This is a genomic window from Sphingobium fuliginis (genome assembly GCF_004152845.1).
GTDB lineage: Bacteria > Pseudomonadota > Alphaproteobacteria > Sphingomonadales > Sphingomonadaceae > Sphingobium > Sphingobium fuliginis.
Window position 1 is genome coordinate 102,511 of the sequence record NZ_SEON01000002.1, and the last position, 14,098, is coordinate 116,608.

Genomic DNA, 14,098 nt, shown 5'->3' on the forward strand with positions numbered 1-14,098 from the left:
CCCTCCTGCCCCCTTGCGGATGGGGACCGTTGGGACGCCGCATCCTTCCGGCGCGCCCCTTCCGGTCCTTTTGCCGGCGCACCCTGCCCGATGCGCCGGCCGGTCAGGCGAGCCGTTCCAGCGCCGCCTTCAATCTTTCCGCCTCGGCCGCCTTTTCGCCATGGTCCTCCCGCGCCTTGGCGACGGCCTCGGGCTTGGCCTTCTCGACGAAGCTGGGATTGGAAAGACGCGCGGACAGCGAATCCCGTTCCTTCTCCGCCGCCGCCAGCGCCTTGGCGAGCCGCGCCTTTTCGGCGGCGATGTCGATCACGCCCTCCAGCGGCAGGATGAAGGTCGCCTCGTCCACCACGATCTGCGCCGCGCCGCCCGTGACGCTGTCGCCGAAGGACAGGCTTTCCACCCGGCCCAGGCGCGCCAATGCGGCCCCCTGGCGGTCGATGCGGCGGCGGGTTTCCTCCGACGCATCATGCACGACGACGCCCAGCTTCGCGCCCGGCGGCACGTTGAGTTCGGTGCGCGCCGTCCGCATCGCGCCGATCAGGCGGATCAGCCAGTCGATCTCCGCCTGCGCCTCGCCGTCGACGGCATAGAGCGCCTGCGGCCAGCGCGCGACGATCAGTTCGCCTTCCCGCGTTCCGGTCAGATTCCATAACTCTTCGGTAATGAAGGGCATGAAGGGATGCAGCATCACCAATATCTGGTCGAACGCCCAGCCGGCCACCGCCCTTGTTTCTTCATCCATGGAGCCTTTGGTCAGCTCGATATACCAGTCGCAAAACTGGTCCCATATGAAGTGATAGATGGCGTTGGCCGCAGCATCGAAGCGCAGTTCGGCCATGGCGGTGTCGATCGCCTGCACGGTCGCCACCGTTTCCGCGACGATCCAGCGATTGACCGGCGCCTCCGCATGGGGCGCCTCATGGCTGGTCGAGGCCGTGACGCCGTTCGATTGCAGGAAACGGGCCGCGTTCCACAGCTTGGTCGCGAAGTTGCGATAGCCCTCGACGCGCTTCTCATCCATCTTCACGTCGCGGCCCTGGCTTTCCATCGCCGCCATGAAGAAGCGCAGCGCATCCGCGCCGAACCGGTCGATCAGACCCAGCGGATCGACCACATTGCCCTTGGACTTGGACATTTTCTGTCCGTCCGCGGCGCGCACCAGTCCGTGGAGGTAGAGCTTGCGCCACGGCACCTTCTCTCGCGGATCGCTCCGCTCCGGACCCATGAACTCCATCCCCATCATCGCCATGCGCGCATCCCAGAAGAACAGGATGTCGAAGCCGGAGATCAGCAAGTCGTTGGGATAGTGGCGCTTGAGCGTCTCCGTCTCTTCCGGCCAGCCCAGCGTGCCGAAGGGCCAAAGCGCGGAGGAGAACCAGGTGTCCAGCACATCGGGGTCGCGGGTCAGCCCTTTATTGCCGGCAAGAGCCTGCGCTTCCTCTTCGCTTTCCGCGACATAGGGATTGCCGTCCTCGTCATACCAGGCGGGAATCCGATGCCCCCACCAGAGCTGGCGCGACACGCACCAGGGCTGGATATTCTCCATCCAGTTGAAGAAGGTCTTTTCCCAGGTCTTCGGCACGATCTCGATCCGCCCGTCGCGCACCGCCTGCATCGGCGCGACGGCGAGCTTCTGCGCATCGACATACCATTGGTCGGTCAGCCAGGGCTCGATCACGACGCCGGACCGGTCGCCAAAGGGCGTCTGGATGGTGCGTGGCTCGGCGTCGGTGACGACCTCCTCACCCTCCTTGTTCCTGGTGACATGCGGAACCAGCAGGCCAAGCGCCTTCATCTCCGCCACCACCAGTTCCCGCGCCCCGTCCACGCCGTCGTTGCGGAAGCGGTGCAGGCCCAGGAACCGCTCCGGGATCAGCCCGTCGGCGGTCTGGACGACATTGGCGTCGGCATCGAACATGTTGAGCATTTCGGCCGGCCTGAAACCCGCCCGCTTGCCCACTTCGAAATCGTTGAAATCATGTCCGGGCGTGATCTTGACCGCACCCGACCCCAGTTCCGGATCGGCATGCTCGTCAGCGACGACCTTGAAGCGGCGGCCAGTGATCGGCTGGAGGATGTCCTTGCCGATCACATCCCGGTAGCGCGGGTCTTCGGGATGAACGGCGACCGCCATGTCGGCCAGCATCGTTTCCGGCCGCGTGGTCGCCACGACGATATGGTCCGCGCCATTGGCAAGGCGAACGCCATCGGCCAGCGGATAGCGGAAATGCCAGAAGCCGCCCTTCACCTCCTGCGTCTCGACCTCCAGATCGGAAATGGCCGAGCGGAAGCGCGGGTCCCAGTTCACCAGCCTCTTGTCGCGATAGAGCAGCCCACGGCGGTGCAGTTCCACGAACACCTTGATGACGGCCTTGGAAAAGCCCTCATCCATGGTGAAGCGCTCATTCGCCCAGTCCATGGAGCATCCCAGGCGGCGAAGCTGGCGCGTGATCGCGCCGCCGCTCTCCGCCTTCCACTCCCACACCTTCTCGATGAACTGCTCGCGCGTGTAGTTGGTGCGCTTGTCCTGCCGCGCCTCCATCTGCCGCTCGACCACCATCTGCGTCGCGATGCCGGCATGGTCGGTGCCCACCACCCACAGCGCATCCTTGCCGCGCAACCGTTCGTAGCGGATCGCGATGTCCTGCAACGTGTTGTCGAGCGCATGGCCGATATGCAGGCTGCCCGTCACGTTCGGCGGCGGGTTGACGATGGTGAAGGGCTCTGCGTCGGGTCGTTCCGGGCGGAACAGCCCCTTCTCCTCCCAATGGGCGTACCAGCGGGATTCGATTTCGGCGGGGTCGAAGGTCTTGGGCAGTTCGGTCATAGGCTGGCCTTTACGCAAGGCGGCGGCGGCGTCAACTTTCCGCCGCCTCGGGGGGGACCTTATTTCTTCGTCCACCGGTCCAGCCAGCCCAGCGCCTCATCATACCATTGCAGCGAGTTGCGCGGCTTCAGCACCCAGTGATTCTCGTCCGGAAACACCAGCAGCTTCGATGGCACGCCGCGCCGCTGCAACGCGGTGAAGGCCGCCAGTCCCTGCGTATAGGGAATGCGGAAGTCCTTCTCCCCCGTCACCACCAGCATCGGCGTCTTCCACCGGGTCACATGGTTGACGGGGTTCCATTTCTCGAACTCCTGCGGATTTTCATAATAGGGTCCGCCATGTTCCCATTCGTCGAACCATAGCTCCTCCGTCTCATAGGCCATGGCGCGGGCGTCGAACACGCCGTCATGCTGGACCAGGCATTTGAACCCGTCGGGCCAGTTGCCTGCGATCCAGTTCATCATATAGCCGCCATAGCTGGCGCCGAGCGCGCAGCCATTGCCCGCATCGACCTGCGCATCCTTGGCCGCGGCGGCGGCCAGACCCAGCTTCAGGTCCTCCAGCGGCTTCCCGCCCCAATCCCTGTTGATGCTGTCGGTAAAGGCCTGCCCATAGCCGGTCGAGCCGTGGAAATCGACGATCACCGCCGCATAGCCATGGGCGGCGAACGCCTTGGGATTCCAGCGATAGGACCAGCTATCGTTGAAACTGCCCTGCGGCCCGCCATGGACCAGCAGAGCCACCGGCAGCTTGCCCGCCCCCTCCTTCGGCTTCACGATCTGACCCCAGACGGTGTCGCCATCGGCGCCCCTGAAGCTGAAGCGCTGCACCGACACGTCGTCGATCCCGGCCAGCTTGTCCGCATTCACGCTGGTCAAGCGCACGGCCCTGCCCTTGCCGCCGGGCATCTTCCAGAAATCGGCGGGCGCCTGGATGCTGTCGAGCGAATAGACGAAGCCGCCTTTGGGCAAGGGCAGGACGCTGCCCACATGCCCGGTCCGGGTCAGCCGCGCGACCCTGCCCGACGCAGCGTCCACCCGGAACACCGGATGATCCAGCACATCGTCCGCCGTGACCAGAAGGCCCTTCCCGTCCGCCGCCCAGGCGATGGACGCGACCGACCGGTCCCACGCCTCGGTCAGCGCCCTGGTCTCCCCGGTCGCGATGTTGCGCAGCATCAGCACCTGCCGGTCGCTCTCATAACCGGGCCGCTTCATCGCTGCATAGGCCAGCCATTTCCCGTCCGGAGAGACGGCGGGCATGCTGTCCATCGCATCATTGCCGTCCGTCAGGTTGACGGGCGCCGCGCTGCCGTCGGCGGGAACCGCGAAAATGTCGAGATCGGTCGAAAGGGATTCGATCCGCCCGGCCTCACGCAGCGCGAAGAACAGGGTCTTGCCGTCCGCGCTCCACGCAATCTCCTCTGCGCCGCCAAAGGGCTTGGACGGGCTGTCCCCGACCAGCGCCCCCATGACCGACACCGCCTTGCCGCCGCCAAGCGGCATCACGAATATCCGGGAACGCTGGCCGTCCGCCCACATGTCCCAATGGCGTACGAACAGTTGGTCATAGACCCGGCCCGTGCCCGCGCCGGGCGGCGGGGCCGCCTTCACATCGTCCAATGTCTTCGCGCCTACGGGCCGGTCCGCCCACAGCGCGACCCGATCGCCCGCCGGACTCAGCAGGAAACCGGAAATCCCGCCGGGCGCCTGCGTCACCTGCTCGCTTTTGCCGCCGGTCAGGGCAACCCGCCAAAGCTGGTCGTCGCCGCTCTGGTTGGAGAGATAATAGAGCGATTTCCCGTCCGCCGAAAAGGCAGGCGCGCTTTCATTCTTATCCGCGACGGAGGCGATCATGCGGGGCGCCGCGCCCGCCTGACTCAGGTCCAGCAGGTACAGGTCCGTCCGCCCCCTGTTTCCCGCAAGATCGGTCACGCGCAACTGATAGGCCAGCCATTGCCCGTCCGGCGAAACCGCCGGCGCCGACACGCGGCGGAGGCCGACCATGTCGCTGGGCGTGAATGGCCGGGCAGAGGCCGGCGCGACGGCCAACGCCGATTGGGCCAGGGCCAGAGCGCCAAGTCCCGCCTGCAGAAGATATTTCATGGATGAACACCCTTGGATCGGATCGCGCCGCTCTCGTGCGGGCGGCGTCGACAGCTATGGACAAGGGTGTAGGCAGCGTCCCGCCATGGCGCAAGGATCAACCACCTGAGCGTAACAAAAGAACAAAGATCGCCGGATCATGATGCGTAAGGCACGCAACGCGCCCAGGACCGGCAACCGTTCGCCACAAATAGGCGAATCAGCGCCTGCTGCCGGCTCAACGGCCGGTGATGCGGGCGATTTCCTTGGCCACCATATCCTCGACCATCTGCGGCAGCCGCGCGTCCAGCCATTCCTTCAGCATCGGCTTCAGCATCGAACGCACCAGCCCGTCCAGCGTATTGTCCTCGCCTTCCCTGGGCGTCACGAGCATGGAGGACAAGGCGGACAGCGAATGCCGGGCCGCCACTTCGCTCTCGACGGACAGGATGGACGCATCCTCCTGCTCGGCAACGGGCCGGGGGGTGCGGGACGTTCGGTGGGCGGGCATGGGTTCCTCCACAGCAACCTCGTCGGTCAGTTCCAGCACTTCGTCGCTGGCAGGGTCGGACATCGCCTCCGCGACCGGCACGGGCCTGACCTTCTGCGCGGCCTCGCCGCGCACGCGGCGCGGCAGGGTCTGCACCGCTTCCTCGCCCTCTTCAGCGATGATCCGCTTGATGGACGACAGGATGTCCTCCATCGAGGGTTCCTTGCTCATGTCGCCCATGGTCAACCCCTGTTCCAGTCCCCGTTAACGCCATAGCACCAAAGGAACGCCTTCGGGGTTAAAATTGCGTTAAGGCTGCGCCAAACCGGGGTCCACATTGGCGTTTTGCGCCGGGGAGTCAACGGTCCGCGTCGATTGGACCTTCGGTGCCGGGTCGAAATCCCAATCGAACCACTTGCCCTTCACCCGCTCATAATTGACCATCGGATCATAGAGGGTGCCGGTTTCAAGGTTCAGGTCGTCGGCCTCCGCATGGCCCATGGCCGCCAGCAGGCTGAAGCCGGCGACATAGGCATTGCGCCGCGCCGTCACCAGTTGAACCTTGGCGTTCACCGCCTCCTGCTCGGCATTCAAGATGTCCAGGATGGTGCGGCTGCCCACGGAATTCTCCGCCCTCACCCCTTCCAGCGACAGGTTCGCCGCGTCCACCGCCTTCTGGTTCGACTGGATGCTCTCCAGCGAGGCCTGCCAGCTCGCATAGGCGGATCGCGTCTGCGCGATGACGCCGCGCTCGACCTCGATCTCCTGTTCCATGGCCTGCGATTCGAGCGCCTGCCGCTGCCGCACCTGCGCGGCCGGACGCCCGCCCTGGTAGAGCGGAACGCTGATCTGCACGCCCGCGGACGCCTGCTTGTTGATCTGCGATCCGTTGGCGCTGTTCACGGCGTTGAGCGAGTCGAGATAATTGGTGTAGCCCGCCTGGGTGAAGGCGGAGAGCGTGGGCGACACCGCCGCCTTCGCCGCCCTCACATCATAGGCCGTCGCTTCCCGGCTCTTGGCCGCGGCCAGGATGTCCGGATTGTCCTTCAGCGCGACCTGCACCGCGGCGTCGGGCGTCGCGGGCAGTCCGGGCAGTTCGGGCGGCGGCTGAAGATCGCCCGGCGCCTCACCCACCAGCGCGATGTAATTTTCCCGGCTGGCGATCAGGTTCGCTTCCGCCGTCTGGAGATTGGAGCGGGCGAGCGCCAGCCGCGACTCGGACTGCGCGACATCCGTCCGGGTCACGTCACCCACTTCGAAACGGTCGCTGGTCGCCTGGAGATTGACCTCCAGCGCCTTCACATTGGCCTGGTTGAGCGCGACCACCGCACTGTCGCGGATCACGTCCATATAGGCGGCCACCACCTGCGAGAAGACGCTCGCCTCGGTCCCGCGCAGATCGGCCTGGCCCGCGGCAACGCGGGTCTTCGCCGCCTTCACGCCGTTGCGCACGGCGCCGCCGGAATAGACCGGCACGGTCAATTGCGCGTTCGCATCCACCGTCCGCTGCGGCGAGGTAAAACTGATCGTCGGCTTGAGAATGCTCTCCGTATAGGTTCCGGTCGCTCCCAGAGAGGGCCGACCCGCCGCCTTCTGAAGCGGCACATTCTCGTCGGTCGCCCGCTGCCCGGCACGCGCGCCCGTCAACGTCGGGTTGGACCGGTAGGCCTTGGCCAACGCCCCCTGCAACGTCTCCGCATGGGCCGCGCCCGCCAGCGTGGAGGACATCGACAGCAACAGGATGAGGGCGGCGCGCCCCGGAAGCTGAACTTTTGCCGTCATGTCCCCCCCAACAGGCCCTTTCAGAACACAAATCTTTCCGGCGCGGCGAAGCCCGGAAGCACAACCATTTCGATGTCGGCGAGGCGGGAAAGACCCAGCACGCCCGACACCACCCGGCCGCTGCACAGACGGGTGACGCCGCGCTCGACGATACCCGTCACCACCCGCGCGCCATCGGCAAGCTGCTGAACGAGCGCGGCGGGCACTTCCTCCACCGCGCCGTCGACAAACAGCACGTCATAAGGCGCGCCGGCCGCGGAACCGGCATTCAGGGGGCCGCGGACAAGGGTGATGCCGTCGACCGCGATCTGCGGCCCGCCCTCTTCCTCGACGGCGGTGACCTGCGCGCCCAGCGCCGCGAGCAGCGCCGCGCTGTACCCGGTCGCCGCGCCGATCAGCAGCACCTTGTCGCCCTTGAGGATCTGCGCTTCCTTGAGCAGGCGGCCCGTCACCAGCGGCGGATTGAGCGCACGCCCGTTCGCCAGCGGGACCGGCCGGTCGACATAGGCCATCGCCCGCCGCTCGGCCGGCACGAATTCCTCGCGCGCCACATGCGCCATCGCCGCGATCACGCGCTGATCATCCACATCGCTGGTGCGAAGCTGGCTTTCGACCATGGCGGTCCGCATCGATGAAAAATTCTGCTCGGTCACCACAATTCCTCGACTGGGATAGCTTTTAGAAAAGCTGTATTAGGAAAGCAATACAGCAAAGATATAATCGGACCTCTAAATCAGCGGACAAGCCACGCCAAGCGGCTTTGCGCACCGCGGCGCCAGAATCTTGCGCCCCAATATAACAGCGCTGCTTGACTTTGCATCAAAAGCCGCACATTTGCGGCCACCCATGCCGAGGCCCGATGGCGGAGTGGTGACGCAGCGGACTGCAAATCCGTATACGCCGGTTCGATTCCGGCTCGGGCCTCCATTTACCCTTCCGAGCACGTCCGAGAACGTCCCAGGAATGGCTGTTTTCCGCCGTTTTTTGTGATATGATGACCCAGTCAATCGCGGGCCATCGCATCATATCTCAGCCAATTGATGGATGAATTGATGGTAGGCCCCGATCAAGCGATCGGGAGATACCATCATGTCGGGCGGAAAGCGGCAGAAATCCGGGCTAAATGCCGCACTTGTGTCGCGAGCGAAGCCCAGGGACAAGCCCTATAAGCTGAGCGACCGGGATGGACTTTATCTTCTTGTCGAGCCGAGTGGAAGTCGCGTCTGGCGGATGAACTTCCGTATGCATGGCAAGCAACGAACCATCACGTTCGGTCGATGGCCCGAGCTGCTGCTGGGTGAAGCGCGCGATCGGCTTCTGGGCGCGCGGCGACTGATCGCCGATGGCGTCGATCCCATCGAGAGAGCCAAGCTCGAAAAGATTAGCAAGTCACTGGCAGCCGCCCACACCTTCGAGGCCATCGCCAAGGAGTGGGTTGAAAAGATCGAGGCCGAAGGCGCGGCCGCCATGACCGTCAAAAAGGCAAGCTGGCTCCTTTCCAAGCTCTATCCGACGATCGGGCGGCGTCCGATGAGCGAAATTTCTCCGCATGAGTTGCTGATCGCTCTCAAGAAGATCGAAGCCACCAAGCGCTATGATACCGCGACTCGGGCACGATCGACTGCCAGTCAGGTTTTTCGCTACGCCATCGCAACCGCGCGTGCCGAGCGGGACATCGCTTCCGATCTGCGCGGGGCGTTGATTGCTCCCAAGACCACCCATCGCGCGGCAATCACGACGCCGAAGGAAGCAGGAGCCTTGCTCCGCACGATAGACGACTATGATGGCCATCCCCTGACCCGGACGGCATTGCGGCTGCTGCCGCATGTCTTCGTCCGCCCCGGTGAACTGCGGTGGGCAGAATGGAAGGATTTCGACCTCGAAAAGCAAATCTGGACTATTCCGGCGCACAAGATGAAGATGCGGCGCCCTCATGCTGTTCCGCTCTCGCGGCAGGTTCTGGCGATACTGGCCGAGATCGAACATGATGCGGAATACAGCACATTCCTGTTCCCCTCGCTCCGCGCAGCCGATCGGCCCATGTCCGACAACACCATCAATGCCGCGCTCCGGCGGCTAGGCTATGGCAAGGAGGAAATGACGGGGCACGGCTTTCGAGCGCTCGCCGCCACATTGCTCAATGAAATGGGCTCATGGAATCCCGACGCGATCGAACGCCAGCTCGCCCATGCCGAAGGCAACTCGGTCCGCAGGGCCTATGCACGCGGACAATATTGGGATGAGCGTGTGAAGATGATGCAGCACTGGTCCGATCATCTCGATCAGTTGCGCGATGGCGCCACCATCCTCCGCCCGAAATTTGGCCATAGTGGATCATGAACCGATCGACGGACCGGATGGCTCCACCTGCCTCTGCCATTATGCGACGGCTCGATGAGCGAGCCATTCGCTACATCGAGACGGTGATCTTGCAGGTGACCACATCCGCCTTCGGGCGGGCGTTTCGGCACTTTGCGATCTTGTCGCGGTTCTTGACCATGAGCCGGGCACCCTCCACGATCTCATAGGCAAATAGCGGGTTGGCGGCGACCAGCAGATGTCGCCCTGCATCTGCCATTGGCAGCCGAAGTGCCCGAGCGGCCAACCGCTCAGGCAGCAACCATCTGGATGGAGCAGCACGGGCCAGCATGCCGGGTGCAACCATCATCAGCATCCCCCCGGCTACCAGACCCGAGACAAGCCATTGCCGACACTGCCTGGTTTGCATGCGGATCGTTCTTGCGCGCTCCGCCCCCAGCAGATGGGCTTCACGGCTGGCGTTCATCGCGTTGCTGATTTCGATCATGTCAGCCCGCGCAGCTTTCAGCGCTGCCCGATTCGGCCGATCCATCCTCGCGGTTGTTTCCGCAACCCGTTTCAACACATCGTCCGCCGTCAGCGGGTTCGCATATTGCTCGACAATCCAGTCGAGCGTCTTCTGAATGACGGCAAGGCTGGGCGCATAGTCCGGCGCGTCGGCCAACCGGTGCATCAGTTCGGCATGGCGCTCGCGCACCTCCGCGGTGCGCCCGGTGGCGAGCCAGCGGGTCGCCTGCCGCTGCCAGCCTTCCTGCTGCCGTCGCACGTCGCTGATCTCCATCGCGCCATGCCGCTCGACAAGCGAGCGGAACACTGCGCCCGCCTCGATCGCCTGCAACTGCTCGGCGTCGCCCACCAGCACGACCTGCGCCTGGTTCTGTTCGGCGACGGCCAGAACCCGCGCCATCTGCCGCGTGCCCACCATGCCGGCTTCGTCGACGACGAGGATATCGCCCGGCCCGGGAAGATCACGTCCCCGCGACCAGGCCAGTTCCATGCTGACGATGGTGCGCGAGGGGATATGCGAGCCTTCCTCCAGCTTTTCGGCGGCAATGCCCGAAAGCGCCATGCCCCACACCACGCGCCCCTGCGCCGCCCAGGCGTCGTGCGCGACACCCAGCATCGCGGACTTGCCGGTGCCGGCATAGCCGACCACCATCGAAAGCCCCCTGCCCTTCATGATGTGCTCCAGCGCCGCCTGCTGCTCAACGCCGAGCGTCAGGCCGCTCGCGCCGGCACGTTCTGCCTGTTCGATAACGATGTCCCTGGAAGCGCCTTCGTGACTGCGCGCCGCCAGCCGATCTGCGGTGGCTTCGAGGCGCTTCTCGGTGTCGAGCATGTCGCGGCTGGTGAAGCGTTCCTCCTGGCGCCCATCCTTGCCAAGCGGGACAAGATCGGGCGAGGCGCGCACCGCGCTCATCGCCCGCTCATATTGCTCATTCCCATCCGTGTGCCGATGGACGAACATGGCGAGGTCACGCCGCGTGAAGGTCGCCTGATAATGGGTAATGGCATCGAGCGCGATCGAAGGGTCTACAATAATGCGTTCGCCATTGCGCGCGGCGGCAGCGCGATGATCCTCGGCCCGCTCTGACGGCTCGCCCCGTTCAAGCCTGCGCGATGCCGCCGGTCCGATCTTGTCCTGGGGCTCGAGATCGATGCCCTGCGCCTCCAGACTGCGGTGATCGATGCGCGCATCGATATCGAGTTCGGCCAGCCGCGCGTTGACATGATCGGCCCAACGCTCGCGCCACAGTTCCACCAGCCCTGTGCGGTTCCATTCGCGCACCTTGGCACCGAAACCCTCGGGTCCGACCTCGCGAAGCCCAAGCATGACATGCGCATGCCTGATGAAGATCGAACGCAGCGTCTTTGCTGTACCCTTTCTCCATATCATATCGTGCGATGTCGAAGCGCTTGATCGCTGACGGAAACCATTCTTCAAAATATTCCTTCGCCATAGCCAGCGCTTGCGCTGGCGTTTTCGGCCGGGGCTTGTGCAGTTCGCTGGCATCGGCTTGGTACAGAGCGATCCCTTCACCGGCGACGTCCATGAAGAAATAGCGCCCATGGGCAAGTCCGTCGTTCACCTCTTGCAAGGTGTGGACGATGAAATTCACAGGGGTCTTGAGCGTCTGGGTCACCTCAAGCTGAACGCCCAGCAGCTCGATCAGCGCCGATCCCGCTTCCAGCGTCTCGCCCATGACGATAGCGAGGATGCCCAGCACCATGGCATCATCAAGCTCGAGCAGCCGCAGATAAAGCGGGATCAATTCCCTATCAAAACCCGCACCCGTCACGGTCGGCGTGTCGGGATCGAGACCCAGCAGGTCGAGCGCGATCCGCCGCTCCTTGTCGAAATCGGCCTCCGACCTGCAATTCTCGACGCTCTCGCTGATTGCATCGGTCGCCCCGCGCTGAGAGGCAACGTCGACCCGCCACAACGAAGAACCGGCAATGGAGTGGGCAACCATCAGCCGCAGGGCGATGGCAGGCGCAGCCGCGACCTTGGCCCGCACGGCGGCATGACGATGCAGGTCGATATAGCTGGCCAGCGGCGCGGACAGTTCGGGGCGAACCGCCTTCTCGACGCTGCCGCCCTGTTCCAGCCTGCGGGCCTCTTTGAGGGTCACATAGCCCTCATGGAAACTGACGTCGCCGCCATGGCCCATGCTCACATAGATGCGCCCGCCCTTGGCCTTGGAGCATCGCTCATGCTCCCACGCATGAAAAGCCTCACCCCGCGCCATGACGGCAATATCCTGCCACCCGGCATCTCGATAGCCCTCGATGCGCTCGGCAATTGCCGCCTCCTGCATCTGCCAGAAGAGGTCGGCGTCGGCAAAATAGCTGTGATCGCCAAACAGGTCAGCCACGATCCCACCTTTATAATCAGCCGGATCGAACAGCGCCATGTCGGTAGCGATAGCATTGCCGCCCAACAGCCACGCCTTTACATGATGCCCCATGGGCGGCCAGGCATCCTCATCGTCCAGCAGCGCCAGCCATTCACGCTGCCGCGCCTTGGACGCCAAGGTCAGATGCCGCACGGTCACGGCATCGATCGTGTCGCTGCGATAGAGATTGCGGATGCGGGGTAACAGATTGCCCAACGCCAGCGTTCGTTTCACCTGCAAGGCGGTAAGGCCGAAGGTCAGCGATATATCCTCGGGCGACCGGCCTTCCTTCACCAGCCGCGTGAACGTCTCCCAGCGCGTCACCTCATCGGGATCGAGCCGGGCGATATTCTCGATGAGCGAGGCTTCCAGCGCCGCCGCGTCATCGCCCGCCTCCATAATCGCACAGGGCAGCGGATCGACGCTTCCTTCCTCCTGCGCCACAATCAGCGCGGCATGATAGCGCCGCTTGCCCGCGACAATCTCATAGGTAGTAGGACTGCCATTCTGCCGCACGATCAGCGGCACCAGCACGCCCCGCGCCCGAACGGAGGGCAGGATATTGGTGAGGTCCGGCGCCTTCTTCACGCCCCGCATGTTGGCGGACGAGATCGAGAGGCAGGCAATATCGATATGCTTGAGTTCCATCTTCCTTACTCCTCTTGCACACACCGGACCCCGGAAAAGCGGAGTGGGCGGCGAGAGCGCACCGCCAGCCCCGGCAAAGCGGCGGGCTGCATCCGAAGGACCGGAACGCAGGTGAAGGAGCCGTGCCAGAGGCCGGCTTGCCGCCCGCCGCGACGGGCCTAGAGGGAAGCGACCGCCCACACCGCCTCGCCGGGACCGGCCAACGCCATCGCGCCTACGCGATGTCCACCGGCGAACCGTCAGGATCGCGCGTCAGCGATCACAACCCGTCAGGGACGAGACAAGCGAAGCTGGCTCGGTGGAGCGCAAGCGGAATAGAGCGCGGCCCGAAGGGGGCGCCCTCCACCCACTTTCTCACGACATATGCGCGCGCGAGATGTCCTGGGCATACATGGGACACCAATTTGATAACCCGAACCTCCCCCCTCTTGAATCGCGGGAAGAGAAGAGACAGTATGACCGGCAGCGGCAATGGCGGGCCGCTATAAAAGGAACCGCCATGCCTTTCCTATCGAGACCGCCGACGGATCACAGTCCCTGGCCAGAGGCCGGAGCCTACTCCGCTTGCACCTTGATCCCGACATTTAATCGACATCGACGGCCCTCCGAGGCTCCCGTCCATCGGCGTCCATTACACAGGCATAGCCGATACTTTTCAGGCCGTCCGCACCGTCCTCCTTAGTCATGCCGCGACTTGACGAGCGCTGGTGCCGTCAGGGGCCGGTGACAGGCGCTCAATCCAATGAATGGCGGGAGAAACAACCAGAAGATGATGGATTGACGATGACCAACACCCGAAACATGGAACGCATTATCCGTTTGAAGACCGTTCTCGACCGAACCGGGCTGTCGCGCTCGACGCTTTACCGCAAGATCGCGGAAGGGACGTTCCCCCGGCAGGTTCCCATCAGCGTCCATGGCGCGGGCTGGCACGAGTCGGCCATCAATCGCTGGATCGCAGACCCAGGACAATACCAGGACGACGGATCGGCCTGATATCAAAACTGGGCAGGACCTGCCACGTAGCCATGACTTGGGACTTTTTGGCCGT

Annotated in this window: 8 protein-coding genes, 1 tRNA gene and 1 pseudogene; 3 read left to right on the plus strand and 7 right to left on the minus strand. The window is 64.2% G+C overall.

Features of this window, described 5'->3' with window-relative positions; all coding sequences use genetic code 11:
- Positions 1-103: 103 nt before the first annotated feature.
- The 5 genes from EWH10_RS05465 to EWH10_RS05485 all read right to left on the minus strand — a co-directional run bounded on the left by EWH10_RS05465 (position 104) and on the right by EWH10_RS05485 (position 7,836).
- Positions 104-2,827 (minus strand): valine--tRNA ligase, encoded by a 2,724-nt coding sequence (locus EWH10_RS05465; protein ID WP_044661748.1) that lies wholly within the window; start codon positions 2,825-2,827, stop codon positions 104-106.
- A gap of 59 nt (positions 2,828-2,886) precedes the next feature.
- Positions 2,887-4,932: a S9 family peptidase gene (locus EWH10_RS05470; RefSeq protein WP_044661747.1), complete on the minus strand. Its 2,046-nt coding sequence runs from the start codon at positions 4,930-4,932 to the stop codon at positions 2,887-2,889.
- A gap of 217 nt (positions 4,933-5,149) precedes the next feature.
- Positions 5,150-5,641: a DUF2497 domain-containing protein gene (locus EWH10_RS05475; protein WP_044661746.1), complete on the minus strand. Its 492-nt coding sequence runs from the start codon at positions 5,639-5,641 to the stop codon at positions 5,150-5,152.
- A 69-nt stretch (positions 5,642-5,710) separates the two neighbouring features.
- Positions 5,711-7,183, minus strand: a complete 1,473-nt coding sequence (locus tag EWH10_RS05480) for a TolC family outer membrane protein (protein WP_044661745.1) — start codon at positions 7,181-7,183, stop codon at positions 5,711-5,713.
- A gap of 20 nt (positions 7,184-7,203) precedes the next feature.
- Entirely contained in the window at positions 7,204-7,836 is a 633-nt protein-coding gene (locus EWH10_RS05485) for a protein-L-isoaspartate O-methyltransferase family protein (RefSeq protein WP_044661744.1), read from the minus strand.
- A 200-nt stretch (positions 7,837-8,036) separates the two neighbouring features.
- Between EWH10_RS05485 and EWH10_RS05490 the strand changes: the two genes are divergently transcribed.
- Positions 8,037-8,110, plus strand: a tRNA-Cys gene (locus tag EWH10_RS05490).
- Positions 8,111-8,272: 162 nt separating this feature from the next.
- Entirely contained in the window at positions 8,273-9,523 is a 1,251-nt protein-coding gene (locus EWH10_RS05495; RefSeq protein ID WP_065846498.1) for a tyrosine-type recombinase/integrase, read from the plus strand.
- A 70-nt stretch (positions 9,524-9,593) separates the two neighbouring features.
- On the opposite strand, the gene EWH10_RS05500 is transcribed toward EWH10_RS05495, so the two are convergent.
- Both EWH10_RS05500 and EWH10_RS22175 read right to left on the minus strand, forming a co-directional pair.
- Entirely contained in the window at positions 9,594-11,573 is a 1,980-nt protein-coding gene (locus EWH10_RS05500; RefSeq protein WP_083199076.1) for a DUF6118 family protein, read from the minus strand.
- A gap of 1,183 nt (positions 11,574-12,756) precedes the next feature.
- Positions 12,757-13,047: pseudogene (locus EWH10_RS22175) on the minus strand (ParB/RepB/Spo0J family partition protein); the annotation flags it as partial.
- A 783-nt stretch (positions 13,048-13,830) separates the two neighbouring features.
- Here EWH10_RS22175 and EWH10_RS05510 point away from each other — a divergent pair.
- On the plus strand, positions 13,831-14,043 hold the full coding sequence (locus EWH10_RS05510; protein WP_065846496.1) for a helix-turn-helix transcriptional regulator: 213 nt from the start codon (positions 13,831-13,833) through the stop codon (positions 14,041-14,043).
- The last annotated feature ends 55 nt before the right edge of the window (positions 14,044-14,098 follow it).